Here is a 24,281-nt window from a genome sequence, read left to right as displayed (position 1 = left end):
GCGGGCGACCCGCTGGGGATCGCCCGCCGTGTTCGGCTGCCGACTCAGGGAGTCGGGATGGTGAACTGGCCCACCGGACCGAAGCGGCGATAGGTGTCCGCGCCGATCGTGAGGCTGGGGTAGTCGGTGGCCGTGATGACGCCGAGCTCTTCGACCCACTCGGCCAGCGCCGTCTGGTAGGTGACGCCGAGAGTGGTGAACGGCACGTCCGCGAGCGGGTAGTTGTCGCCGCCGCGGAACGTGAAGTCGTTCGTCACGAACCAGAACGTCTCGTCGGGAGCGACGACGGCGCCGCCCGAGACGACGGTGACGCGCGTGCCGTCGGCCTTCGTGACGACCGCCTCGAGGATCCGCTGACCAGGCGTGGTGATCGCGTTCGTCTCGGAGTCGAACTCCTGAGCCGGCGCGGCGGGGTCGTAGACGAACTCGACACCGCTCCACTGTCCGAACCGACCGTTGCCCGTGCTCGGGAAGACCGAGACGCTGTGCTCCAGGATGTCCTTGAGCTTGGCACCGTCGACCTCGGCGATCGACACCAGGTTGAAGAACGCACCGATGTTGTACGTCGTCAGTTCGGTGACGTTCGAGCCCGGCGCCAGCTGCACGTTGCCACGGATGCCACCGCTGTTGATGAGCGCGACGTCGGCCTCGCCCACCCCGTACTCAGTGGCGCGGTCACGGGCCGCGTCCTTCATGGCGTCCGAGAACAGGTCGCCCACGTTCGTCTCGCGGCCGCGGATCGGCGGGTTGCCCCCGTCGAGCCACACCTCGGTGGTGCCGAGCACGTTCTCGGCGAGGCCTGCGACGTAGTCGGCGACCGGTGCCTCGACGTTCTCGGCGGTGAACGCGTCCCGCGGACCTTCGAGCGGCACCGGGATGAGCGCCGACTGCTCCTCGACGACGTCGATGACCTCGCCGTTCTTGTCGAAGCGGAGCACGAGCTGCCCGATGTCGCGGTAGTTGCCCACCGTGGTGACGACGGGAACCTCGTTGCCGTCGGCATCGGTGACGACCATGGGGAACGGGTCGAGTCGCTCGACGCCGCCGCCGGCGATCGCGGCGTCGACGCCGGTGATCTCGCTGATGAGCTCGACGTCGCTCGTGATGCTCTGAAGGTGGCTGGACAGGATGATGATGTCCACCCCGTCGGCGGTCAGCGCGTCGACCTCGGCCTGCACGGCTTCGGCCGCATCCGAGGTGGTGACGCCGCGCGGGCTTGAGATCGAGCGCAGATCCTCGTAGATCGCACCGACGACGCCGATCTGACGTCCGGCCTTCTCGACGACCGTGCTGCCCGCGATGCGGCCCTCTGCCTCGAGCGCGGCGAGCCGCGGCTCGGCCGAGACGTCGAGGTTCGCCGAGACGAAGGGGATGTCCCCCGCGCCCTCGATGAAGTCGGCCAGCACGTCGGGGCCCAGGTCGAACTCGTGGTTGCCGATCGTGATCGCGTCGAAGCCGGCCGCCTCGTAGACGAGGGCGTCGTAGAAGGTGCCGTCCTCGCTGTCGAGCGAGGCGTTGAGGCGCGCGCCGGCGAGGTAGTTGTCACCCGACGAGATCGTGATCGCCGCGCGCGGGTTCTGCTTGGCCTTCACCTGCTTGGCGCGCTCGCTGGCGTTGTCGGGCAGCGTGCTCGGAGCCGGCGCGTTGCCCTGCTCCTGCAGCTCCTTGATGTCGGCGACGAAGCGGGCGACACCGGGGTCGGACGTGGTCGGCAGCAGCGCGGACTCGCCGTCGTTGATGTGCAGGATGGTGAGCTCGAACGTCTTGGCGGCGGCGGCAGGAGGGGTGTTGCCCGCGTTGCCGTTGCCGTTGCCACCGCGATCGGCCGGCGGCGCCGCGTAGGCGGGAGCCAGGCCACCGGCGGCGAGCGCGACGGCGGTGGCGCCGGCGAGGAGGCCGGACACCGCCAGTCTGCGGCTGTGTCGAGGACGTTCGGATCGGATCCGGGATCGCATGGATGTCACCTCTCTGCCGCGTACACGGCAGTTCGCGCGAATACGGGTGGCACGCCAGGGTGAGCGCACCTGAACAGAGCCTATGAGCACGTGAGGAGTTCGGCCAGAGAGATGAGAGAGAGTTCACCAACCCGTCACGCGCTTCCCGAGGTCAGGCGTGACCCGCCCGTTCCATCGCTCGCAGCTCCTTCTTGAGGTCCTGCACCTCGTCGCGCAGACGCGCCGCGAGCTCGAACTTGAGCTCGGCGGCGGCGGCGAGCATCTGATCGCTCAGATCGCCGATGGTCGCCTCGAGCTGCTGGGCGCCCTCGGCGGCGATGCCTTCTCGGCGCAACCGCGGTGTGGGCGACTTGCCCTTGCCGGACTTCGACATCGCGGCATCCTTGCGCGAGAGCAGCGCCTTCGTGTCGGCGCCTTCGCGAGCGAGCACCTCGGTGATGTCGGCGATGCGCTTGCGCAGCGGCTGCGGATCGATTCCCCGTTCGAGGTTGTAGGCGACCTGCTTCTCGCGGCGCCGATCGGTCTCTTCGATCGCGTTGCGCATCGAGTCGGTGATCGTGTCGGCGTACATGTGGACCTGGCCCGAGACGTTTCGCGCGGCGCGGCCGATCGTCTGGATGAGCGAGGTGCCGCTGCGCAGGAACCCTTCCTTGTCGGCGTCGAGGATCGAGACGAGCGACACCTCGGGCAGGTCGAGGCCTTCGCGCAGCAGGTTGATCCCCACGAGCACGTCGTAGACTCCCGCGCGCAGCTCGCTGAGCAGCTCGACGCGGCGCAGGGTGTCGACGTCGGAGTGCAGGTACCGCACCCGCACGCCGTGCTCGCCGAGGAAGTCGGTGAGCTCTTCGGCCATCTTCTTGGTGAGCGTCGTCACGAGCACACGCTCGTCCCGCTCGGATCGCACGCGGATCTCCTCGAGCAGATCATCGATCTGGCCCTTCGAGGGCTTGACGATGATCTCGGGGTCGACCAGGCCCGTCGGCCGGATGATCTGCTCGACGATGCCGTCGGCCACGCTCATCTCGTAGCGACCGGGCGTGGCCGACAGATACACCGTCTGGCCGATCCGCTCCTTGAATTCGTCCCACCGCAGCGGCCTGTTGTCGAGCGCGCTCGGCAGGCGGAAGCCGTGCTCGACGAGTGTGCGCTTGCGCGAGGCGTCACCCTCGTACATCGCGCCGATCTGCGGAACCGTCACGTGCGATTCGTCGATGACCATGAGGAAGTCGTCGGGGAAGAAGTCGAGAAGCGTGTGCGGCGGCTCGCCCGGCGATCGGCCGTCGAGATGCCGCGAGTAGTTCTCGATGCCCGAGCAGAACCCGAGCTGCTGGAGCATCTCGAGGTCGAAGGTGGTGCGCATGCGCAGCCGCTGCGCCTCGAGCAGCTTGTTCTGGCCCTCGAGCTCGGTGAGCCGCTCCCCCAGTTCGTCCTCGATCGTGCGGATCGCCCGCTGCACCGTCTCGGTGCCGGCGACGTAGTGCGACGCTGGGAAGATGGGCACGGCGTCGAGCTTCTGCACGACGTCGCCGGTGAGCGGATGCAGCATGTAGAGCGCCTCGATCTCGTCACCGAACATCTCGATGCGGATCGCGTACTCCTCGTAGACCGGGATGATCTCGATCGTGTCGCCGCGCACGCGGAAGTTGCCGCGCGAGAAGTCGACGTCATTGCGGTTGTACTGCATCGCGATGAACTTGCGGATGAGCGCATCGCGGTCGTACACCTCTCCCACCTGGAGCGCGACCATGGCCCGCATGTACTCCTCGGGCGCACCCAGACCGTAGATGCACGAGACCGTGCTCACGACCACGACGTCACGCCGGCTGAGAAGCGAATTCGTCGTGGAGTGGCGCAGTCGCTCGACCTCGGCGTTGATCGACGAGTCCTTCTCGATGAAGGTGTCGGTCTGCGGCACGTACGCCTCGGGCTGGTAGTAGTCGTAGTAGCTGACGAAGTACTCGACCGCATTGTGCGGCATGAGCTCGCGGAACTCGTTGGCCAACTGCGCGGCGAGGGTCTTGTTGTGCGCGAGCACCAGCGTCGGCCGTTGGACCGCCTCGACCAGCCACGCCGTCGTCGCGGACTTGCCGGTACCGGTCGCTCCGAGCAGCACGACGTCGGTCTCTCCGGCGTTGATGCGCGCGGCCAGCTCGGCGATCGCGTGCGGCTGGTCGCCGGAAGGCGCGTACTCGCTGACGACCTCGAAGGGCCTGACGGATCGCGTGGTCTGCACCCCTCCAGGGTAGGCGCGCCCGACGACATCGGCTCCGTGCGCCGACGTCCAGGCTCGGAACCTACAGTGGAGGCGTGATCGAGTTCCTCGTCGGCTCCGGCCTCGCGACCGCTGCGGGGCTGAACGCGTGGATGCCGCTGCTCGTACTCGGCCTCGCGGATCGCCTCGTGCCGGCGATCGAGCTGCCGGCGGCGTGGGCATGGCTGTCGAGCGACGTCGCACTGTGGATCATCGGCGCACTGCTGGTCATCGAGATCGTCGCCGACAAGGTGCCGGTCGTCGACACGGTCAACGACGCCGTCCAGACCGTCATCCGCCCGGCTTCCGGCGGCATCGCGTTCGGCGCGGGAGCCGGAGCCGAGACGATGAGGGTCGAAGATCCCGCCGCCCTGTTCGCCGACGGATCGTGGGTACCGGTCGCCGTGGGAGTCGGGATCGCGCTGGCGGTGCACATCGCGAAGGCGTTGTTCCGCCCCGCTGCGAACGCGGCGACGGCCGGTGTCGCGGCACCCATCGTGAGCACCGTCGAGGACGCCGCGTCGCTGATCCTCTCGGTGCTCGCCCTCGTCGTGCCGATCCTTGCCGTGCTGCTGATCATCGCGGGCGTCGTCACGGTCGTCGTGCTGGTGCGCCGCCGCAGGCGCGCGCGAGCGCGGCAGCGCACGTAGCCCCGCCGATCAGCGTTCGGCGAGGTGGGAGCTGAGGCCGTCCCACAGCCGATCGACCTGCTCGCGGGTGTGCTCCAGCGTTCCGGCGGTGTCGATCACCACGTCGGCGGCGGCGAGCCGATGCTCGTCGGAGACCTGTGAGGCGATGCGCGCGCGCGCCTCATCCTCGGTCATTCCGCGCAGCTCGACCAGACGCGCGCGGCGGATGTCGGCGGGCGCATGCGCGACGACGACGAGGTCCCACGGATCGTCGGCGCGCGCCTCGGCGAGCAGCGGCACGTCGTACACGACGACCGACTCGGGATCGCGGTCGAACGCGTCGTCGAACCTGCGGGCGGACTCACGGCGCACCGCGGGATGGACGATGGCATTGAGTCGCCCGAGGGCCTCCTCGTCGCCGAAGACCCGCGACGCGAGGAGACCGCGATCGAGCGAACCGTCGGGTCCGATGACGTCGTCTCCGAACTCGGCGGCGATCTCGGCGAGCACCGGCGAGTCGGGCGCCTGCACGTCGCGGACGATGCGATCGGCGTCGACGACGACCGCACCCCGCTCGGCGAGGCGCGCGGCGATCGTCGACTTCCCCGACGCGATCCCTCCGGTGAGTGCGATGAGCGGCATGACTACGAGGATGCCACGGCCGTGGACACGGGCAACCTTTGGCGCGTCCTGAGGTGCACCTGCGGCGTCCTTGAGGCGCAACCCGTAGCGTCGGAGCATCCGGTGGGACAGACCACGGGGCGGGCAACCTGGGGAGGTGCCGGTGCGCAGTCCACGACGGTCAGCGCATCGCGGCCCGGCCGGTCCTGATCGCCCGGACGCCGTCGGGGGGCGGCGTCCGGGGCTCTTCCCTCAACCGGAAGGCGGCGGTCGCTCTGGGGTGACGCGCGGTGCCGGAGCCCCGCAGGCCCGGCACCGCGACGACCGCGCCGCGCGAGGTGTGCAGCGGCGGCCGGGGTGAGCGGCACCGCGCAGGCCCCGTTCCCGCGGGTCTTCTGGGATATCATGACCGACGTCCAGGAATCGGAGCCGGTCTCGATGCCGACCCCGGAAGGTGCATCGGTGGAACAAGCACGCGTCGCAGTGGTCATCGAGGACGAGGCCGACATCCGGTCGCTCCTGGCCACCGTGCTCGAGCAGGGCGGCTTCACCGTCCACTCCGCCGCGACCGGCCACGAAGGCCTCGAGCTCGTGCGCGCGCACGCCCCGCTGGTGACGACCCTCGATGTCAACATGCCGGGGATGGACGGCTTCGAGACGGCGAAGCGCATTCGTGCCATCAGCACGACGTACATCGTGATGCTGAGTGCGCGCACCGAGGAGATCGACGCACTGCAGGGCCTCGAGGCCGGTGCGGACGACTACATCGCCAAGCCCTTCCGCACGCGCGAACTGCGCGCGAGGATCGATGCCATGCTGCGGCGACCTCGCCAGCACGTCGGCGCCCCCGCCGGCATCGAACCGACCGAGCCGTCGGCGCCGACGGCCTCGGACGGCTGGCGCGAGCACCGCGGACTGCGCCTTCACCGTGAGATGCGCGTCGCGACGGCGGACGGCGCGGAACTCGACCTCACGCGCAGCGAGTTCGACATCCTGGCCGACCTGCTCACCGCGGGCCGCCGGGTGCGGGGCAAGTCGGACCTCGCGCTCATGCTGCGCGGCGAGCAGTACACCGGCATCGACTATGTCAGCGACAGCGATGCCCGGGCGATCGAGGTGCATGTCGCCAACCTGCGCCGCAAGCTGGGCGAGTCGCCCTCCGAGCCGCGCTGGATCGAGACGGTGCGCGGTGTGGGGTACCGCATGACCGCCGGCTGAGATCAGCTGTCGGCGATCAGGACCGAGGTCTCGACGCTCACGGACGCCCGACGGGCGGCATCCATCGCCGCCGTCACGAGCGCCTCCGGGTCGCATTCGACGGTGTCGCTCAGAGCGACCCCGACGCCGATGACAGGGATGATCCCGCCGGTGACACCGCCCAGGTCTTCGATCAGCCCGCGGTAGACGGCCCCGCCGATGCGCCGAGCCGCGGCGGAGGTGTCGACCGTCACCGCCACCAGGAGCGCATCGTCGCCGTACGCGCCGACCGGGCAGATCGCCGGCGTGTGCCGCCGGACCCCGGCGCGGGCGACTTCGTCGACCCTACGGGCTGCTTCGCTGCCGAACGCCGTCGAGACCTGGTCGAGGTCTTCGATCGCGACGGCGACCACGCCGACGGTCTCGCCGCGCGCCTCGGCCCGTCGGCACAGCGCGGCGAGGACGGCGAACATCCCCTCGGTGGTGAGCAGATCATCGTCGGATGCCTCGGGAAGCCGGTAGCCGCGCAGCGGCGCGCGCGGCGCGCGCAGCACCGACGTGACGACGACGGTCACGATCGTCAGCACCACCGTCAGGAAGCTCGTCGTGATCGCCCCGAACGCGCTCTGGAACAGGGCGCTGTCGGGCCCGGACGTGAGGAAGGCCGTCGTCCGCGAGATGTAGAACAGCGACTGGAGACCGAGGGCGATCGCGAGCACCCAGGCGGTCCTGGTGGCCCCGAGCGCCCCGCGCATGCACTCCACAGCGCCCGCGCCCGCCAACGCGAGCAGCGCCACGAACATCCACACGGCTCCGGCCCATGCGCCCCCGCCGGCGCCCTCGGCGACGACGATCGCCGCCTCGCCGATCACGGCGATCAGCACGATCAGGACGGGCACGGCCATCCGACGTTCGTTGAACCGCAGGCATCCGAGCCACAGTCCGCCCGTGGCGCCCACGAACGCGGCGTTGCCGATCGCGATCGCCCACCACGCGTCGGGGTCCTGGATCCACACGAGGTAGGACACCGAGGCGAGCATCGCCGAGAGGAATCCCACCGCCCACACGCGTCCGGCGCCCTCATCGCGGCGGACCAGGGTCTCGATCACGAACAGCGCGCCGCTCACGTTCACCACCAGGGCGCTGACGACGATGACGGACAGCGGGTCGAGGGTCATCGGGCGTCGGCCTCCTCCGCGGCGGTGACGGGCAGTTTGATGATGAAGGTCGAACCGGCCCCCGGGGTCGAGTGCACCGCGAGTTCGCCGCCGTGCGCCCGCACGATGTCACGGCTGATCGCCAGGCCGAGGCCGGTCCCGGTCCCCCGTGCGGCCCCGGCGCGGTAGTAGCGCTGAAACAGCCGTGTGCGCTCCGCCTCGCCGATGCCCGCGCCGGTGTCGCGCACGACGATCCACGTGTGCTGCCCGTCGGTCGTGGTGCTGAGGAACACCGAGCCCTCGTCCCGGTTGTACGCGATGGCGTTCGAGACGAGGTTGTCGATCACCTGGCGGATGCGCAGCGAGTCCGCCCACGCCGCAGCGGGTTCGATGCCCTCGGTGTCGATGACGACGCCCTTCGCGTCTGCACGCGGCATGGCCGCCTCCGCCGCCGCGACGAGGATCTCGGCGACGTCCACACGCTCCGGCGCGATCGCGAGCTCGACCGCGGTCGACGACGAACTCGAGGCCGCGAGGATGTCGGCGACGATCCCGAGCAGTCGCTCGGCGTTGCGTTCCGCGATCTCGACCTTCGAGCGGGCACGCCCGGGGACCTCCGGGTCGTCGAGGACGAGGTCGAGATAACCCAGGATCGACGTCAGCGGCGTGCGCAGCTCATGCGAGACGCTCGCGACGAGGTCGTCCCGCGCACGCAATGCGGTCAGCTCCCGCGTGACGTCGCGCGAGACGAGCACCGCTCCGGCGTCGGCCCCCGTGGACTCGGTGAGCCGCCGCGCGGTGACACTCAGGGCGCGGCGGGGCCCCTCGGGCGGACCGAACCACACCAGCTGTCCGTCGAAGGCCTCACCGCGCAGCGCGCGCTCGAGCGGCAGCTCGTCCCTCGGAAGCGGGGTCACGCCGTCATCCCGGTAGGCCGGAGTATCGGCGTCGTCGTCGCGACCGGCCCGCTGCAACCGCCCGTGCGCCTCGTTCGTGATCGCGACGGTGCCGTCGGGCGCGATGCGGATGACGCCGAAGTCGACGGCGTCGAGCACCTCGGTGAGCTCCTGCTCCTGGCGGCGCGTGCGCTGCAGCACGCTGCCGAGCAGCCGCGCCTGCTTGGCCAGCAGCGTGCGCTGTGCGTCGGATCGGCGGGCCGTGAAGAAGCTGGTCGCCGCGACGGCGAAGACCACCAGCGGCAGCAGGTAGGTGGCGAACGTCACCTGCTGCGCGCTCATGGCGACGAGCATGCCGAGCAAGCCGGCATCCGCCACGATGACGGCGAACAGTCCCAGCAGACCGAAGCCGGCGGCGAGCCACATCGCCGGGAAGATCCAGAGCAGTCCGAGTGCCGACGTCGGACTCGACAGCTGCATGATCGTGATCGCGATCATGTCCGCAGCGGGCACCGCAGCCACCCACCCGAACGGGAGCCGGTTCCACGGGATGACCAGCGTGGCGCCGGTGACGACGCTCACGACGACCACTCCGAGGAAGAACAGTGCGGTGTCACCGGCGAACGGCCCCACGGCCACGAGCATCGCGAGCGAGTAGACGACGGCGGTCAGCAGCAGCTGGTTCAGCGCGGCGGTGCGCTCGCGCGCACGATCGACGAAGACATCGCCCACCCAGACGATCGTGTTGCGCGCCGTCGCGAGCGGGCGAGTCCGCTCGGGTCGCGCCACCGCCATACGGCGACGTTAGCCCACCGGCCCGGCTCACGCCGCCTGGGCGGCGAGAAGCTCGCTGCGCCAGCGGTGGTGGAGCCGCCAGGGATCGTCCACTCCGACCCTCAGCACGTCGATGTGACGGCGCAGCTCGTCGCCGTATCGGAACCACTCGGTCCGGGGATGCCGCAGTTCGCTGAACTGCGCGTGACGTCGCGCCTCGACCAGGCGGTCGCCGCGCTCGAACGCCAGCAGCTCATCGTGACGGATCGCGGCGAACCGGCGCCGCGGGTTCGCCGTGGTGCCGATCTTCACGCGGTCGGCGTAGCGCAGGTAGTACACGACGTCGAGCCGCGGCGGGGGCAGCTCGCCGTCGGCCACGTCGCCGACGGCCCACTCGCACACCGCGCACATCCACCCGCTCGGGAATCGCACCCCCAGCCGAGAACCGCACACGCGGCACGACACGGGCAGCAGATCCACGGTGCCATCGTGGTCGGCCTGCCACTCGGCGATCGCACCGAGGTGAGCTGCGCACAGGCGCACCGGTGCGTCGTCGGGGATCGGGCCGCGGCATCCCGCGTCCGCAGCCAGGCACGCGTTGCTCATGCGTCGACCGTACGCTCGCCCGTCGACACTGCCCCCCGCACCCGTCGGATCGGCTGCGGCGGGATCGTCTGCGAGGATCTGACCATGGCCCTCCCCGTCGGCCTCGGCCGTCTCACCCTGCTGGTGGCCGTCGTCCTGGCACCACTGGTCGCGATCGCCCTCACCCCGCCGGCCGAACTTCTCGGCCCGGCTGTGCTCGGTGCCATCGCCACCGCGGGATCGATCCGACGCGGCGCACCGGCGATGTGGCGGATGGCCGTGTCGTCGGGAATCATCACCGTGCTCGGCGTCGCCGCCGCGGCGACCGGACCGTGGCTGCCCGTGACCGGTACGCTGCTCGTGGTCGCGGCCTCGCTCGCGACCAGCGCGCTCCCGAAGGTCGGCCTCGCCAGCTCCGGGGGCATGGTGGTCACCAGCGGCGCACTGCTGCTGATCAAGCCGGTGACGATACCCGTCGATGCCGCAGGGCCCTGGGCCGCCGCCGTGATCAGCGGCCTGATCGTCGGGGGTGCCACGGCATGGATCGCCGGCCTGCTCTCGATCGTCATCCGCGGCCGCGACCTGCCCCGACCCGAACTCCCGATGCCGACCGTGCCCTACAGCGCGCTGCTCGCCGTGCTGGCGGGCGGATTCACCTTCATCTCGCTGATCGCCTTCCCCGATTCCAACGCGTGGTGGAGCGTCCTCACCGTCGCGATCATCCTGCAGCCCACCTACGACCGGCTCTGGTCGAAGCTCGCCGCGAGGGTCCTGGGCACGGTGGTGGGCGGCGTGATCGCAGCGGCGCTCGCTCTTGTCCTGCCGAGCACGGCGACACCCGCCGCGCTCGGGTTCCTCGCGCTGGCGGCGAACGTCGTCCTCACCGTCAAGGGCGCGCCCTACTGGCAGTCCGCGTCGGCGGTCACGGTGGCGGTCGTCATGTTGACCTTCGACAGCGACGCGCTGATCGCGGGCGACCTGCAGCGCGTTCTGATCACGCTGCTCGCCGCCGTGGTGACCGCGCTGGCGGTCGCCGCGATGAGCCGGTTCGCCGGACCGGGCACACGGACGCCGCAGGGCTGAAACGGCGGTGGGCCGGGATCCCGAAGGATCCCGGCCCACCGACCGTCAGTGGCGTGGACTCAGCGGCCCGAGAGCTTCTCGCGCAGAGCGGCGAGCGCCTCGTCGTCGGCCAGGGTGCCGGCGCCGGCGGGGTCGGACGAGTACGACGACGAACCCGCGTCGGCGCCGGAGACACCGGCGTTCGCCTCGGCCTCGAGGGCCTTGGTGACCTGCGCCTTGTGGGCCTCCCAGCGCGCGTGGGCGGCCGCGTACTCCTGCTCCCACTTCTCGCGCTGCTCGTCGAAGCCTTCCTTCCACTGGTTGGTCTCGGGGTCGAAGCCCTCGGGGTACTTGTACTCCCCGTTCTCGTCGTACTCCGTGACCATGCCGTAGAGGGCGGGGTCGAACTCGGTGCCGTGGATGTCGACCGCCTCATTCGCCTGCTTGAGCGACAGCGAGATGCGGCGACGCTCGAGGTCGATGTCGATGATCTTGACGAAGACCTCTTCACCCACCGACACGACCTGCTCGGCGAGCTCGACGTGCTTGCCCGAGAGCTCCGAGATGTGCACGAGGCCCTCGATGCCGTCCGCGACGCGCACGAATGCGCCGAACGGGACGAGCTTGGTGACCTTGCCCGGTGCGACCTGACCGATCGCGTGCGTGCGGGCGAAGACCTGCCACGGGTCCTCCTGCGTCGCCTTCAGCGACAGCGAGACGCGCTCGCGGTCGAGGTCGACCTCGAGGATCTCGACGGTGACCTCCTGGCCCACCTCGACGACCTCCGAGGCGTGCTCGATGTGCTTCCACGACAGCTCGGAGACGTGCACGAGGCCGTCGACGCCGCCGAGGTCGACGAACGCACCGAAGTTGACGATCGACGAGACGGTGCCCTTGCGGACCTGGCCCTTGTGCAGGTTGTTGAGGAAGTTGGAGCGGGACTCCGACTGCGTCTGCTCGAGCAGCGCGCGGCGCGAGAGCACGACGTTGTTGCGGTTCTTGTCGAGCTCGAGGATCTTCGCCTCGAGCTCCTGACCGAGGTACGGGGTGAGGTCGCGGACACGGCGCAGCTCGATGAGCGAAGCGGGGAGGAACCCACGCAGGCCGATGTCGACGATGAGGCCACCCTTGACGACCTCGATGACCGAGCCGGTCACGACGCCGTCGTTCTCCTTGATCTTCTCCACGTCGCCCCACGCACGCTCGTACTGCGCGCGCTTCTTCGACAGGATGAGGCGGCCTTCCTTGTCCTCCTTCTGGAGGACGAGGGCCTCGACGTGGTCGCCGACCTCGACGACCTCGTTGGGGTCGACGTCGTGCTTGATGGAGAGCTCGCGCGAGGGGATGACGCCCTCGGTCTTGTAGCCGACGTCGAGGAGGACCTCGTCGCGGTCGATCTTCACCACGGTGCCTTCGATGAGGTCGCCGTCGTTGAAGAATTTGAGGGTCTTCTCGACCGCGGCCATGAAGTCTTCAGCAGAGCCGATGTCGTTGATGGCGATCTGCTTGGCCGGGGCGGTCGTTGCGGTAGTCATGTAGTGGGTTGTCCTAATGGGTTGTGGGTGTCGGGCCCCGGTTTCGGGTCCCGCGTGCATGCACGACGGGATACCTCGAGCCGGAGCAGTCGGATTGTGGTCTTGCCGTCACCGTGTGCTCGCAGCCGGCGGGCGCAGCCCGGGCGTGGCGGAACAGCCACACAAGTGACATTCCAGGGTATCAGAACGGCGGCCGCCGGTGAGGCCCGCACCGTCCCGACCGGGAGCGGTCGATAGGGTGCCGCCATGAGCGACCCCATCGAGTATCGCGGAACCACCGCGGTCGTGACCGGCGCGAGCTCGGGTTTGGGCGCCGAGTTCGCCCGGAGCCTCGCCGCGCGCGGCGCCGACGTCGTGCTCGTCGCGCGCCGCGAAGAGCGGCTGCGCGCCCTCGCGGCGGAGATCGAGAAGGACAGTGGCGTCGCGGCCACGGCGATCGCCCTCGATCTCACGAGGTCCGATGCCGCATCGCGGCTGCGGGCCGATCTCGAAGACCGCGGGATCCGACCTGCGACGCTCATCAACAATGCGGGCTTCGGACTGCACGGCCCGTTCGTGGACTCCGACCCCGATGCGACCGCGCAACTCATCCAGCTCAACGTGACCGCCGTGGTGGAGCTCACGCGCGCGCTGCTGCCGCAGCTGCTCACCGGGCGAGGCGCGCTCGTCAACGTCGCGAGCAGCATGGCGTACCAGGCGGGGCCTGGCATGGCCGTGTACGGCGCCTCCAAGGCCTTCGTGCTGAGCTTCACCGAGGCGGTCGGCCACGAAGTGCGTGACCGCGACCTGCGCGTGCTCGCCGTCAGCCCCGGGGCGACCCGCACCGAGTTCTTCGATGTCGTGGGCGAGCGGTTCGACGCACCGATCCGCGAGATGACCGTCGGCCAGGTCGTCGAGGCCACGCTGTCCCGACTCGACCACTCCTCTCCCCCGCCGAGCTTCGTGCCCGGCTGGCGCAATGCGCTCAACGCCAAACTGGCGGGCATCGTGCCGCGGCGCGTGGCGATCGCGGTGAGCGCCCGCACCATCGCACGCGGGGAGCGCGGCGACCGACCTCCGGTCAGCGCCGGCGACGACGCGACGAGAGATCGACGAGGCTGACGAGGAACGCGAGCGCGAGGAACAGCGCGGCCGCGATCATGCCGAAGGCGTAGGCGTCGTGGAACACGACGAGGTCGGACGCCGTCCCGGTTTCACGGAAGATCGTCGAATAGAACAGCGACAGTGCGATCGCGGTGCCGATCGCCGTGCCGATCCGCTGGCCGAGCTGACCGACGGATCCGGCCAGTCCCCCGCGCGCGACCGGGATGTCGGCGAGGGCGAGTGTCTGGTTCGGCGAGATGACGAGGCCGCCGCCGACCCCTCCGAGCGTGAGCACGACCGCCATCGCCCACGCCGTCCACGGCGGTGGAACCCAGAGCGCGATCGCGACCAGCCCCGCCGCCGAGGCGAGCACGACGACGAGCCCCCACACGACCAGCGGTCGCCCGATGCGCGCGACCAGGTTGCCGCCGATCCACGACGACACGGCGCTGGCGAGCGCGAAGCCGATCGTCACCATGCCCGCGAACACGGGCTCGAGGCCGAGGCCCTGCTGCAGGAACAGGGTGGTCAGCAGGAACATCGCGGGGATCGCGGCGAAGTAGGCGACGGCGAGCAGGGTTCCGTTGCGGTACGACGAGATGCGGAACAGGCGCAGCGGCACGAGAGGGGCACGACCGGATGCCTCGTACCGCCGCTCCCACACGACGAAGGCCGCCGTGAACAGCACGAATACGACCAGCAGGCCCCAGCGCAGCGGGTTGTCGCCGGGCGAGCCGGTCGTGAACAGGAACGGCCACATCAGGGACAGCACAGCCACGCCGAACAGCACGACGCCGATGGGGTCGAGTTCGAGGGGCTTGCGACTGCGTCGATGCAGCGACGGCAGCAGCCAGATCGCGAGCGCGATGACGACGATGCCGAGCGGAACGTTCATCGCGAAGATCCATCGCCAGCCGTCCTGCGCTCCGCCCAGCGCGATGGCGAGACCGCCGATGGTCGGCCCCACCGACACGGCGATGCCGATCACGGCGCCGAACGCGCCGAACGCCCGGCCGCGCTCGTCGCCCCGAAACAGCTCCTGGATGATGCCGATCACCTGGGGCATCTGGATGCCGGCCCCGATGCCCTGGATCAGGCGGGCGATCAGCAGCACGGTCATGTTCGGGGCGAGGGCGCAGACCAGGCTCATGAGGGTGAACAGGCTCAGCCCGATGAGGAACAGCGCCCGTCGCGAGCGCTGATCCCCGAGTCGACCCATCGGCACGAGCACGAGCCCGAAGGTGAGCACGTAGCCCGAGACGATGAAGCCGAGCTCGGTGGAGGCCGAGTCGAAGGCGTCCTCGATCGACGGCAGCGCGACGTTCACCTTCGACAGGTCGAGGATCGTGAGCGTCGCCACGGCGGCGCACACCCAGAACGCGCGCCAGCGGTGGGCCGCTGACGGAACCGGGATGTCGGAGGTCGGCGGATCGCTGGAGGGTGGCATCGAGCCCAGGCTAGACCCGCCAGGCCACCCCGAAGGCGTTGACCACGATGCACCCGGTGCGCCACCGCTGTGCGGCAGTGGCAGCTGCACGCGAAGAAGGGCGACATCCTGCTCACGATGACGTTCACGAGCCGCGCGGCCGACACGGACTTCTACCGAGAGGATCGCGACATCATCCTGCCGTCGGTACGCATGGACGGCGAGTGACCTCGTCTGCCGTCAGGCGTGCATCAGAACGGCGGGTCGGTGCCGGTCGCGGCCGTCGTGTCGGATCCCGCGGGCCGGAACGAGGGTGTTCGTCGCTGCGGGTGCGCGACGTAGGCCCGCCCGGTGGGTGAGGTCCAGTGCAGAACCCCGCCCGGGGCCTGCATCACCCGCCAGTTGCCGTGATGCTTCACCGTGTGGTGTCCCTTGCAGAGGGGTGCGAGGTTGTTCTCGGCGGTGTGGCCGCCGTCGACCCACGCGATCGTGTGGTCCAGCTCGCACCGAGCAGCGGGCATCCCGCATCCCGGCGCCTGGCACGTGCCTGCGCGCCAGTTCACGAGGCGGGTGAGGTCGGCCGGAGGCTTGTAGGTGTCGCGGCCGACGGAGAGGACGACGCCGGTTTCGGGGTGCGTGAGCACCCGCATCCACTCCCGCGACCCGCCGCAGAGTTCCCTCGCCTGCGCGGCCGGGATCGGCCCGACACCCTCCACGGTCGCCGGGGTGGTCTCGTCGACGCCGAGCAGGGTGAGCACAGGGACGGTGACCGCGACGGTCGCGCGGATGCCTGTGGCCGTGTCGGGAAGGTGGGGGGTGGTGCCGTCGATGAGAAGGTCGCAGAGGGCGTCGGCGCGTACCTGGTCCAGGGTGCGTACCTCATCGGCGCAGCGCGAGATGGGCTGCGCGATCGCGGTGAGCCGGTTGAGTCCGGCCTTGAGCTCCACCGCGGGGCCGTAGAGCGACAGCCACGCCATCCCGGCGACGTCGTCCTGGTAGTACACCCGCCGGTTCCGCACCGCCTCTTCGTGCCGCTCGGCGAGGGTCACCGCCCGTGCGGCTGCGACCCGTTCCCGGAATGCACGTCGGAACGCGGCGACCGGCACTTCCTCCGCCAACAGCAGTCCCTCCGCAGCAAGACCTGCCTGCAGCTCGGGCTCCGCCTCGCTCACCACGTCGACGAGGACCTCCGCGTGCTGCTGCGTGATCCGCGCCCGCCCCAGCGACTCCAACACGCGCGGGAACCGGTCGGTCAGCGCATCGGCGAGATCCAGCAGTCGTCCGGCGGTGTAGTCGCTGACCCGCAGCGCCGCCGCCAGCTCCAATCGCAGCGAGCGCAACGCGATCTCGGTCGACGCCCCATAGTCCAGGCCGCTCATCGCGGTGCGCCGCAGGGCGCCGATCGCCTCGAACCGCTCCGCCGCGAACGTCGCCATTGCGGCATCGACGTCCAGCACGAGACTCAATCCGCCCGACGCACCGGCCGCGTACGCCTCATCGATCGTCGGGTCGGAGAACCTGTCCATGCCTCAACGGTAGAACATACCTACGACACTCGTGGCGGCCTACCCGGAGACGTTGACGGTGAACGTCAGGTCCTGGATGCCGCCCGTCGAGTTCGACATCGTCACCGCCGTGGTACCCGGCGCGAGGGCGGTGACCCCCGGGTTGTAGGTGGTGCCGCCCTCTTCGCGGCCGGGCACGAACTCGGCGATCGACGGATCGGCGACCTCGCCCATGTAGCTGTCGACGGCGAGACTGCCGGTGTCGATGTCGAGGGACTGGCCGACCTCGAGGTCGACGGTGGCGCCCTGCAGGCTGTTCGCGTCCATGACGACCGGCTCGATCGCGGGCGTGGACGACGCCGTGCAGGCGCTGAGCGCGATGGCAGCGGCGACGACGGCGGCTGCCCCGAAGATGCGAGTGACTCTCATGGCGTCAGCCTGACAGGCGGAAACGGGGGCGTCCAGGGTGTGGATAACTCGGGATGCCGCGGCTTCGCCGCATTACGGTTGTCGCGTGGCCGCACGTGCACTCACCGTCTGGGTCGCCCTCGCGATCGCCGGGGGCCTGCTGACCGGCTGTGTGCCCGACACCGAGCCCGAGCCGACCGCACCCTTCACCACCGAAGCGGAGGCGTTCGCCGCCGCCGAGGCGACCTATCGCGCCTACGTCGACGCCCTCAACCGGGTCGATCTCTCGGATCCGGAGACCTTCGAGGACGTGTACGCCTGGACCACGGGAGACGCGAACTCGGCAGAGCGACAGTCGTTGTCGGGCATGCACGCTGAAGGATGGAACGTGCAGGGCTCCTCGACGCTCATGAGCACCGTACCGGTCAGCGCGGAGCTCTCGAACCCCGCACGCGTGACGATCGTTGGCTGTCTCGATGTAACGGACGTCCGGCTAGTAGACGAGCATGGCGAGTCCGTCGTATCGCCCGATCGACCGCCGGTTCAGACCGTCCTCGTGGTGGCGATACAAGATAGCTCCACACCGACCGGTCTGATCATCGACTCCCTCGACGGTAGGGAGGCGAGCGAATGCTCAGCGGAGTAGAGATCGCGGCACTCGCGGCCCTTGTCGTTGGATTGGTCACTACGCCTGCTCCAGGGTGCGGAAGCAGCACCATCTGGCAGAACGCCTGCACCGTCTCGAACTCCGGCACGTCCGTCGATCTCGGCGCGAGCGCGACCCGCCCCGGCGGCAGCGGCGGCACAACCGGCCCCGTCACCGCCGTCCCGCCCGCCGCACCCACCGAGCCCGCTCCGACGCCGTGCGGACCGATCTGCCGGCCCGGCTACAGCGTGGAATCGCCGCCCGACGTCACGCTGGCCGATCTGGCCTCGTTCGTCCCCGCCCGGCCGCTGCTGTCCGGCGAACCTGCGGGCTTCGGCGTCGTCGGCATGCCGACCAACCTCGTGGCCGCCGCGTCCGAGCAGTGGATGCCGGGCACGCTCCTGGGGTGGGACGTCGTCGTGCGCTTCGTTCCGGTCGGCTTCGTCTTCGACCACGGCGACGGCACCTCGGCGCGCAGCGACACCGGCGGCCGCCCGTGGGCGAGCATTCCGGCAGCCCAGTTCACTCCGACGGACACGTCGCATGTCTACCGCGAGCGCGGCACCTACGCGGTGGGGGTGACCGTGCAGTATGCGGCATCCGTCGACTTCGGCGGCGGCTGGCGCCCGGTGGCCGGATACGTGACCTCGACCACCGGCGGCTACGACGTGCAGGTCGTCGAGGTGAGCACCGCGCTCGTCGAGCGATCGTGCGCCGAGGACCCGACCGGTCCCGGGTGCTGAGCCCGCGTCGGGCGTGCATGGCAGGATGGGCGCCGTGACCGACCGCCTCATGCTCCTCGACTCGGCATCGCTGTACTTCCGTGCGTTCTACGGTGTGCGCGACTCGGTGCGGGCACCCGACGGCACACCGGTCAATGCGGTGCGCGGCTTCCTCGACATGATCGCGCGCCTGGTCACCGCTTACGAGCCCACCCATCTCGTCGCCTGCTGGGACGACGACTGGCGCCCGCAGTGGCGCGTCGATCTCATCCCCTCGTACAAGACGCACCGGGTCGCCGAGGTGATCGCCCACGCCCCCGACGTCGAAGTCGTGCCCGACCCTCTCGAGGTTCAGGTTCCCGTCATCCGCAAGGCGCTGGGCGTCGTGGGCATCCCGATCGTGGGCGCGGCCGAGCACGAAGCCGACGACGTCATCGGCACCCTCGCGACGACGGCGACCATGCCCGTCGACATCGTCACCGGCGACCGCGACCTGTTCCAACTCGTCGATGACGCGCGCGACGTCCGCGTCATCTACACGGGCCTGGGCATGAGCAAGCTGCAGGTGATGACCGATGCGGCGGTCGTGGCGAAGTACGGCGTGCTGCCAAGTCAGTATGCCGACTTCGCGACACTGCGCGGCGACTCCTCCGACGGGCTCCCCGGGGTCGCCGGCATCGGCGAGAAGTCGGCCGCCGCACTGCTGGCAGCGCACGGCGATCTGCCCGGCATCCTCGCCGCCGCCGAGGCCGGCGAGGGCATGTCCGCCGGCGTGCGCGCCAAGATCGAGGCGGCACTGGACTACCTCGCGGTCGCGCCGCGGGTCGTCGAAGTGGTGCGAGACCTCGATCTCGACGCCGGCGACGATCGGCTGCGACCGCTCACGGTCGCGCAGAAGGCGGATGCCACGGCGCTCGCCGAGACGTGGGCCCTCGGCAGCCCCATGAACCGGCTCATCGACGCGCTCGACGCGGTCTGAGCGACGCGTCCACGCCGCGGGCCGACCGCAGGCTGCGGGCGGTCTCAGCGCCGGCTGGCGAGAGCGCTCGCTCCGAGCAGCGTCCCGCTGTAGACGACGGCGAGGACCAGCATCCCGATCAGCGGCGCCGTCCAGCCGCCCGTCGCCTCGTGCAGCAAGCCGCTGAGCGGGGCGCCGAGGGCTCCGACGGCGTAGCCGACCCCCTGGACGAACGCCGACAGTCCGGCCGCCTCCGCATCGTCGCGCGAGACCTGGACCAACAGCGTGAAGATCACCACGAAGCCCCCTGCGTGCGCGATCGCCCCGGCGATCAGCCACACGCCCAGCAGCTCAGGCCACGCGAGCAGTCCGACCATGAGCACGAGCCAGCTGGCGCAGATGACCGCGGTCGCGACCGCGCGAGGCGCGAAACGGGTGAGCAGCGGGACGAGGAACGCGCCCAGCACACCCACCCCCTGGTAGATCGACGCCACCGCACCGGCGGCGGCCGGCGAGTATCCCAGCTCGTCGGCCGCGATCGTGGGCAGCCACGTGGTCAGCGCCCAGTAGACGGTGCACTGCAACGCGAACGAGGCGGCGATCAGCCACGCGACGGGACGCCGCAGCAGCCGGCGCTCGCGCCTGCCGCCCGCGACGACCGGCATCGGCCCCGTCAGGGTGTCGGGGTCGATGTCGTCGGATGCCGCCGCGGCGGGGGTGGCGCCGTGTGCACCCGAGTACCTCTCACCCCAGGTCCGCCCTCGCGCTCGCTCGCGCCGGAGGTGCACGCTCCACAGCACGATCCCGACCGCGGTGATGGCCGACCACGCGACGAGCGCAGCCGACCAGCCGATCGCGGCGGCGAGCGGCGCGGTGAGCAACGAGGTCAGCAATGACCCGATGTTCAGCGTCGCGGCGTAGGCGGCGGTCACGACGACGACGCGCTCGGCCGGCACGTCGCGGCGGATGATGACCGGGATCACGACGTTGCCGACGGCGATGGCGACGCCGATCACGACCATGCCGGTGAGCATCCAGCCGAAGCCCGGCAGCGCGCGCACGAAAGTGCCCAGCAGCACACCCGAGAGCGCGGCGAGCAGTGCGAGCTCGGCACCGGCGCGCCGGATCACCAGCGCCGCGACCGGGGTGAGCAGGGCGAACATCAGCACAGGTGCGGTGGTGAGAAGCCCCGCCGCGGCCGGTCCGATCCCGACGTCGGTCTCGATCTCGCGCATCACCGGCGTCGGCGCGACGATCGGTCCGCGCAGACTCAGCGCCGCGACCAGCACCCCCGCGATGACGAGCCACGGGATGCTCCGCCTCGCGCGGGAGGCGGAGTCGGAGTTCACCTGCCGAGTCTAGGCGCGGGGTCGGTCAGCGGCGCGGGCGCCCCGTCCACGCACGCAGCTTCTCGAGGGGCCACGTGGTGACGATGCGGTCGGCGGGCACGCCCGCCTTCTCGGCCCGCTGCGCGCCGTGGTCGATGAGCGACAGCTGCCCGGGCGCGTGCGCGTCGGAATCGATGGAGAACAGGCAGCCGATCTCGAGGGCGAGGGCGAGCAGCTCGTCGGGCGGATCCTGCCGCTCGGGACGCGAGTTGATCTCGACCGCGACACCGTGCTCGGCGCACGCCTCGAACACGGGTCGCGCGTCGAATGTCGAGGGTGGCCGCGTGCCCCGTGCGCCTTCGACGAGGCGACCGGTCACGTGGCCGAGCACGTCGACGTGCGGGTCGGATGCCGCAGCGACGAGCCGACGGGTCATCGGCCCGCTCTCCATCCGCAGCTTGGAGTGGACGCTCGCCACCACGATGTCGAGCTCGTCCAGCAGGTCGGACTCTTGATCGAGGGCGCCCCCGTCGAGGATGTCGACCTCGATTCCGCTGAGCAGGGTGAATCCGTCACCGCTCATACGTGCGACCACCTCGAGCTGGTCGCGCAGACGCTCCGGCGAGAGTCCGTTGGCGACCCGCAGCCGCGGCGAGTGGTCGGTCAGGGCAAGGTAGTCGTGACCGAGCGCGCGCGCCGCGTCGACCATGAGGTCGATCGAGGTGAGGCCGTCCGACCAGTCGCTGTGCGAGTGCAGGTCGCCGCGCAGGAGTGCGCGCAGCGACGAAGAGACCTCGACACCCGCGCTCGCCCGCAACTCGGCGAGCCGCTCGGGAACACGTCCTTCCAGCGCCTGCTGGATGACGGTGAAGCTCGACTCGCCCACGCCCTTGCGGCGCCGGAGCGCCGCCGTGTCGCGCAACTGGTCGTCGGTGAGTCCCGCGATCGCGTCGGCCGCGGCGCGGAACGCCTTGGACTTGTAGCGCGACGACCTCTCACGCTCGAGCAGCGTCGCGATCTCGGTGAGCGCGTCGTGCGGGTTCATGCCCGCCGGTTCGCGATCACTCGGCCAGGCGCGACCGGCGCACCACGACGGGCGCGCTCGCCAGGCGGTGCAGCGCCCACCCGAACATGATCGAGAGGATGCCCATGGCCATCGCGAAGGCCGAGACCCCGAACGCGACCACCGACGTGAACAGCGATGCGCGCAGGAACGAGGCGTTCATCACCGTCGCCCGCACCGGGTCGTCCTGGTCGAGCTCTGCGTAGGTCTGACCGTCCGACGCCGAGAGCGCATGGTGATTGATGATGTCCGCCTGGATGTATGCGGTCACCGGCCCGGTCACCTGCTGGCCTTGGAACGCCACCGCGTCGTCGGGGACGGTGATGTTCTCGGCTGCGAGCTGCGTCGACACCGCGACCCACGCGACGATGCCCACCACGATGAGCAGGATGCCGGCGAGGATGCCCAGGATCCCGACGACCTTCACCCCGCCCAGGCTGCGGGCCGGAGGCTCGACGGTGGCGGTGGTGTCTGCGGTGGCGGCGGTGTCAGCGGGGGCGGCGTTCTCGTCCGACATGGATTCCTCCTGGGGGTCGATGCCGCCCACGCTAGCGTCCCCATCGGTGCGCACGGAAGTCCGCGGCGTGCGGTCGGCACAGGCACGACGCGCGACGTCAGGCGGCGAGGGACCGCGTCGCCTCGACCCAGCGCCCGAGCGTCGCCGTGGCCTCCCCCGAGTCGACGGCCTCGGCCGCGGCATCCTTCGCCTCGGACAGTCGCTCGAGGATGGGCCGCTGCACCTGCGCGGAGTCGCGGAAGAGCCGGTACGACACGATGCCCGCCGCCGCATTGAGCAGCACGATGTCGCGCACCGGCCCGGTCTCGCCGGCGAGGACGCGCCGCACGATGTCGGCGTTGTGCGCAGGCTCGCCCCCCAGCAGGTCGTCGATCCGCGCCAGGGGGATGCCCAGGTCGCGCGGGTCGAGGTCGTGCTCGTGGATGTCGCCGCGGCTGACCTCCCACAGCCGGCTGTGACCGGTGGTCGTGAGCTCGTCGAGTCCGTCGTCGCCGCGGAAGACGAGCGCCGTCGCGCCGCGTGTCTGGAACACGCCGGTGATGAGCGGCACGCGATCCAGGCTCGCGACGCCGACGGCGTTGGCCTCGGCGCGGGCCGGGTTGCACAGCGGGCCGAGGAAGTTGAAGACGGTCGGGACCCCGAGCTCGGCCCGGGTCGGACCGGCATGGCGGAACCCCGGGTGGAACGCGCTGGCGAACGCGAAGGTGATCCCCGCGCGGTCGAGCGTCTGCGCGACGGCCTCGGGCGTCAGCGAGAGATCGATCCCGAGCGCCGACAGCACGTCCGAGGAGCCCGAACGCGAGCTCGCGGCCTTGTTGCCGTGCTTGACGACCGGGATGCCCGTGGCCGCGGCGACGACGGCGGCCATCGTGGACACGTTCACCGTGCCGAACCGGTCGCCTCCGGTGCCGACGATGTCGAGCACATCGGCGCGGACCGGCAGCGGGAGCGCGGCCTCGAGGATGGCGTCGCGGAACCCGACGATCTCATCGACGGTCTCGCCCTTCGCACGCAGCGCGATGAGGAAGCCGGCGAGCTGGGAGGGCGTCGCCTCTCCCGACATGACCTGGCGCATCGCCCATGTCGACTCCGACACGGTGAGGTCGCGGCGATCCAACAGGGTCGTGACGATCTCGGGCCACGTGTAGAGGTCAGCCATAGCGCTAGAGCCTATCCCGCGCGTCCATCGGCCTCATGGCGAGCTCTGAGCGATCCTCGGGCGATCCCGGAGGCGGCTCTCAGGTCCAGCCGAGGCGAATCGATGGGCGCGGATGCGAAAATCGCGCGCCGAGTTCGGCCATAATGGGGGATGTGACGACCTCCTCAGCGACCTATTCCCAGGCCATGCGGTCCGTCAAGCGGCCGGATCCGGTCGCTGTCGGCACCATCGTGTGGCTCGGCAGCGAGGTGATGTTCTTCGCGGGCCTGTTCGCGATCTACTTCACCCTCCGCAGCACCTCTCCGGAGCTGTGGGAGGAGCGCACGGCGCTGCTGAACATCCCCTACGCGACGGTCAACACGATCATCCTGGTGCTGTCGTCGGTGACGTGCCAGATGGGCGTGTTCGCCGCCGAGCGCTTCCAGCCGTACTCGACGAAGAAGCGCGGATGGCTCGGCTGGGGCATGGTCGAGTGGTTCTGGCTCACCTTCGTCCTGGGTGCGATCTTCGTCTCCGGCCAGGTGTGGGAGTACGCCCAGCTCGTCGCCGAGGGCATGCCGATCAGCGCCGACTCGTACGCCTCCGCGTTCTACCTCACGACCGGCTTCCACGCCCTGCACGTGACGGGCGGATTGATCGCGTTCCTGCTCGTGATCGGCCGCGCGTACGCGGTCAAGAACTTCGGACGCAAGGAGATGACGTCCTCGATCGTCGTCTCCTACTACTGGCACTTCGTGGACGTGGTGTGGATCGCCCTGTTCCTCGTCATCTACTTCCTGAGATAAGAGCGGAGCTGAACCCCCA

Annotated in this window: 23 protein-coding genes; 9 read left to right on the top strand and 14 right to left on the bottom strand. The window is 70.2% G+C overall.

Going from position 1 to position 24,281, the window contains the following annotated elements; translation table 11 throughout:
- Window positions 1-44: 44 nt before the first annotated feature.
- On the bottom strand, window positions 45-1,904 hold the full coding sequence (locus tag ABD663_RS01340; protein ID WP_344736044.1) for a bifunctional metallophosphatase/5'-nucleotidase: 1,860 nt from the start codon (window positions 1,902-1,904) through the stop codon (window positions 45-47).
- A 202-nt stretch (window positions 1,905-2,106) separates the two neighbouring features.
- The gene (gene uvrB, locus ABD663_RS01335) at window positions 2,107-4,188 is read right to left on the bottom strand and encodes an excinuclease ABC subunit UvrB (RefSeq protein ID WP_344736043.1); all 2,082 of its coding nucleotides are present in this window, start codon (window positions 4,186-4,188) and stop codon (window positions 2,107-2,109) included.
- Window positions 4,189-4,262: 74 nt separating this feature from the next.
- On the opposite strand from uvrB, the gene ABD663_RS01330 reads away from it, so the two are divergent.
- Window positions 4,263-4,856 (top strand): DUF4126 domain-containing protein, encoded by a 594-nt coding sequence (locus ABD663_RS01330; RefSeq protein ID WP_344736042.1) that lies wholly within the window; start codon window positions 4,263-4,265, stop codon window positions 4,854-4,856.
- Between the two features lie 9 nt (window positions 4,857-4,865).
- On the opposite strand, the gene coaE is transcribed toward ABD663_RS01330, so the two are convergent.
- A complete protein-coding gene (coaE, locus tag ABD663_RS01325) occupies window positions 4,866-5,477 on the bottom strand; it encodes a dephospho-CoA kinase (RefSeq protein ID WP_344736041.1) in 612 nt (203 codons plus the stop codon).
- A gap of 384 nt (window positions 5,478-5,861) precedes the next feature.
- Here coaE and ABD663_RS01320 point away from each other — a divergent pair, with 384 nt between their 5' ends.
- Entirely contained in the window at window positions 5,862-6,674 is an 813-nt protein-coding gene (locus tag ABD663_RS01320; RefSeq protein ID WP_344736040.1) for a response regulator transcription factor, read from the top strand.
- A 2-nt stretch (window positions 6,675-6,676) separates the two neighbouring features.
- Here ABD663_RS01320 and ABD663_RS01315 read toward each other — a convergent pair whose 3' ends face one another.
- The 3 genes from ABD663_RS01315 to ABD663_RS01305 are packed head-to-tail and all read right to left on the bottom strand — an operon-like array spanning window position 6,677 to window position 10,086.
- Entirely contained in the window at window positions 6,677-7,831 is a 1,155-nt protein-coding gene (locus ABD663_RS01315) for a hypothetical protein (protein WP_344736039.1), read from the bottom strand.
- A complete protein-coding gene (locus tag ABD663_RS01310; protein WP_344736038.1) occupies window positions 7,828-9,501 on the bottom strand; it encodes a sensor histidine kinase in 1,674 nt (557 codons plus the stop codon). Before ABD663_RS01310 ends, ABD663_RS01315 begins: the two co-directional genes overlap by 4 nt.
- A 27-nt stretch (window positions 9,502-9,528) precedes the next feature.
- Window positions 9,529-10,086: a GIY-YIG nuclease family protein gene (locus tag ABD663_RS01305; protein ID WP_344736037.1), complete on the bottom strand. Its 558-nt coding sequence runs from the start codon at window positions 10,084-10,086 to the stop codon at window positions 9,529-9,531.
- 84 nt (window positions 10,087-10,170) lie between these two features.
- Here ABD663_RS01305 and ABD663_RS01300 point away from each other — a divergent pair, with 84 nt between their 5' ends.
- On the top strand, window positions 10,171-11,148 hold the full coding sequence (locus tag ABD663_RS01300) for an FUSC family protein (protein ID WP_344736036.1): 978 nt from the start codon (window positions 10,171-10,173) through the stop codon (window positions 11,146-11,148).
- 59 nt (window positions 11,149-11,207) lie between these two features.
- Here ABD663_RS01300 and rpsA read toward each other — a convergent pair whose 3' ends face one another.
- On the bottom strand, window positions 11,208-12,662 hold the full coding sequence (gene rpsA, locus ABD663_RS01295) for a 30S ribosomal protein S1 (RefSeq protein ID WP_344736034.1): 1,455 nt from the start codon (window positions 12,660-12,662) through the stop codon (window positions 11,208-11,210).
- 246 nt (window positions 12,663-12,908) lie between these two features.
- On the opposite strand from rpsA, the gene ABD663_RS01290 reads away from it, so the two are divergent.
- Window positions 12,909-13,763, top strand: coding sequence for an SDR family NAD(P)-dependent oxidoreductase (locus ABD663_RS01290; protein ID WP_344736033.1), 855 nt, complete (start codon window positions 12,909-12,911; stop codon window positions 13,761-13,763).
- Here the strand turns inward: ABD663_RS01290 and ABD663_RS01285 are convergent.
- Window positions 13,723-15,192: an MFS transporter gene (locus tag ABD663_RS01285; protein ID WP_344736032.1), complete on the bottom strand. Its 1,470-nt coding sequence runs from the start codon at window positions 15,190-15,192 to the stop codon at window positions 13,723-13,725. The two genes, ABD663_RS01290 and ABD663_RS01285, sit on opposite strands and share 41 nt — an antisense overlap.
- A 69-nt stretch (window positions 15,193-15,261) precedes the next feature.
- On the opposite strand from ABD663_RS01285, the gene ABD663_RS01280 reads away from it, so the two are divergent.
- A complete protein-coding gene (locus ABD663_RS01280) occupies window positions 15,262-15,399 on the top strand; it encodes a hypothetical protein (protein ID WP_344736031.1) in 138 nt (45 codons plus the stop codon).
- 23 nt (window positions 15,400-15,422) lie between these two features.
- Here ABD663_RS01280 and ABD663_RS01275 read toward each other — a convergent pair whose 3' ends face one another.
- Both ABD663_RS01275 and ABD663_RS01270 read right to left on the bottom strand, forming a co-directional pair.
- Window positions 15,423-16,697, bottom strand: a complete 1,275-nt coding sequence (locus tag ABD663_RS01275; protein ID WP_344736030.1) for an HNH endonuclease signature motif containing protein — start codon at window positions 16,695-16,697, stop codon at window positions 15,423-15,425.
- Between the two features lie 39 nt (window positions 16,698-16,736).
- Window positions 16,737-17,105 (bottom strand): hypothetical protein, encoded by a 369-nt coding sequence (locus tag ABD663_RS01270; RefSeq protein WP_344736029.1) that lies wholly within the window; start codon window positions 17,103-17,105, stop codon window positions 16,737-16,739.
- Window positions 17,106-17,190: 85 nt separating this feature from the next.
- Here ABD663_RS01270 and ABD663_RS01265 point away from each other — a divergent pair, with 85 nt between their 5' ends.
- From ABD663_RS01265 to ABD663_RS01255, 3 genes are all read left to right on the top strand, one after another.
- Window positions 17,191-17,730 carry a hypothetical protein gene (locus ABD663_RS01265; protein WP_344736028.1) on the top strand — a complete coding sequence of 180 codons (540 nt, stop codon included), beginning with the start codon at window positions 17,191-17,193 and terminating at the stop codon, window positions 17,728-17,730.
- A gap of 248 nt (window positions 17,731-17,978) precedes the next feature.
- Window positions 17,979-18,473 (top strand): hypothetical protein, encoded by a 495-nt coding sequence (locus ABD663_RS01260; protein ID WP_344736027.1) that lies wholly within the window; start codon window positions 17,979-17,981, stop codon window positions 18,471-18,473.
- 34 nt (window positions 18,474-18,507) lie between these two features.
- Window positions 18,508-19,431: a 5'-3' exonuclease gene (locus ABD663_RS01255; RefSeq protein WP_344736026.1), complete on the top strand. Its 924-nt coding sequence runs from the start codon at window positions 18,508-18,510 to the stop codon at window positions 19,429-19,431.
- A 44-nt stretch (window positions 19,432-19,475) separates the two neighbouring features.
- Here ABD663_RS01255 and ABD663_RS01250 read toward each other — a convergent pair whose 3' ends face one another.
- The 4 genes from ABD663_RS01250 to trpD all read right to left on the bottom strand — a co-directional run bounded on the left by ABD663_RS01250 (window position 19,476) and on the right by trpD (window position 23,477).
- The gene (locus tag ABD663_RS01250) at window positions 19,476-20,759 is read right to left on the bottom strand and encodes an MFS transporter (protein WP_344736024.1); all 1,284 of its coding nucleotides are present in this window, start codon (window positions 20,757-20,759) and stop codon (window positions 19,476-19,478) included.
- A gap of 25 nt (window positions 20,760-20,784) precedes the next feature.
- Window positions 20,785-21,783 carry a PHP domain-containing protein gene (locus ABD663_RS01245; protein ID WP_344736023.1) on the bottom strand — a complete coding sequence of 333 codons (999 nt, stop codon included), beginning with the start codon at window positions 21,781-21,783 and terminating at the stop codon, window positions 20,785-20,787.
- Between the two features lie 16 nt (window positions 21,784-21,799).
- Window positions 21,800-22,318 (bottom strand): aromatic ring-opening dioxygenase LigA, encoded by a 519-nt coding sequence (locus tag ABD663_RS01240; protein WP_344736022.1) that lies wholly within the window; start codon window positions 22,316-22,318, stop codon window positions 21,800-21,802.
- 97 nt (window positions 22,319-22,415) lie between these two features.
- Entirely contained in the window at window positions 22,416-23,477 is a 1,062-nt protein-coding gene (gene trpD / locus ABD663_RS01235) for an anthranilate phosphoribosyltransferase (RefSeq protein ID WP_344736021.1), read from the bottom strand.
- A gap of 143 nt (window positions 23,478-23,620) precedes the next feature.
- Here trpD and ctaE point away from each other — a divergent pair, with 143 nt between their 5' ends.
- Entirely contained in the window at window positions 23,621-24,262 is a 642-nt protein-coding gene (ctaE, locus tag ABD663_RS01230) for an aa3-type cytochrome oxidase subunit III (RefSeq protein WP_344736020.1), read from the top strand.
- The last annotated feature ends 19 nt before the right edge of the window (window positions 24,263-24,281 follow it).

It is taken from the genome of Microbacterium awajiense (assembly GCF_039536545.1).
Lineage (GTDB): Bacteria > Actinomycetota > Actinomycetes > Actinomycetales > Microbacteriaceae > Microbacterium > Microbacterium awajiense.
The sequence above is the reverse complement of the archived record's forward strand: the minus strand, read 5'-3'. Positions and strand labels throughout refer to the sequence as shown.

What these genes read in the sequence shown, in the direction of transcription:
- ABD663_RS01315 (WP_344736039.1), bottom strand. Translation starts at nt 7,831, where the DNA reads ATGACCCTCGACCCGCTGTCCGTCATCGTCGTCAGCGCCCTGGTGGTG.
- ABD663_RS01320 (WP_344736040.1), top strand. Translation starts at nt 5,862, where the DNA reads ATGACCGACGTCCAGGAATCGGAGCCGGTCTCGATGCCGACCCCGGAA.
- ABD663_RS01240 (WP_344736022.1), bottom strand. Translation starts at nt 22,318, where the DNA reads ATGTCGGACGAGAACGCCGCCCCCGCTGACACCGCCGCCACCGCAGAC.
- ABD663_RS01275 (WP_344736030.1), bottom strand. Translation starts at nt 16,697, where the DNA reads ATGGACAGGTTCTCCGACCCGACGATCGATGAGGCGTACGCGGCCGGT.
- ABD663_RS01245 (WP_344736023.1), bottom strand. Translation starts at nt 21,783, where the DNA reads ATGAACCCGCACGACGCGCTCACCGAGATCGCGACGCTGCTCGAGCGT.
- ABD663_RS01305 (WP_344736037.1), bottom strand. Translation starts at nt 10,086, where the DNA reads ATGAGCAACGCGTGCCTGGCTGCGGACGCGGGATGCCGCGGCCCGATC.
- coaE (WP_344736041.1), bottom strand. Translation starts at nt 5,477, where the DNA reads ATGCCGCTCATCGCACTCACCGGAGGGATCGCGTCGGGGAAGTCGACG.
- rpsA (WP_344736034.1), bottom strand. Translation starts at nt 12,662, where the DNA reads ATGACTACCGCAACGACCGCCCCGGCCAAGCAGATCGCCATCAACGAC.
- ABD663_RS01285 (WP_344736032.1), bottom strand. Translation starts at nt 15,192, where the DNA reads ATGCCACCCTCCAGCGATCCGCCGACCTCCGACATCCCGGTTCCGTCA.
- ABD663_RS01300 (WP_344736036.1), top strand. Translation starts at nt 10,171, where the DNA reads ATGGCCCTCCCCGTCGGCCTCGGCCGTCTCACCCTGCTGGTGGCCGTC.
- ABD663_RS01270 (WP_344736029.1), bottom strand. Translation starts at nt 17,105, where the DNA reads ATGAGAGTCACTCGCATCTTCGGGGCAGCCGCCGTCGTCGCCGCTGCC.
- trpD (WP_344736021.1), bottom strand. Translation starts at nt 23,477, where the DNA reads ATGGCTGACCTCTACACGTGGCCCGAGATCGTCACGACCCTGTTGGAT.
- ABD663_RS01290 (WP_344736033.1), top strand. Translation starts at nt 12,909, where the DNA reads ATGAGCGACCCCATCGAGTATCGCGGAACCACCGCGGTCGTGACCGGC.
- ctaE (WP_344736020.1), top strand. Translation starts at nt 23,621, where the DNA reads ATGGGGGATGTGACGACCTCCTCAGCGACCTATTCCCAGGCCATGCGG.
- ABD663_RS01310 (WP_344736038.1), bottom strand. Translation starts at nt 9,501, where the DNA reads ATGGCGGTGGCGCGACCCGAGCGGACTCGCCCGCTCGCGACGGCGCGC.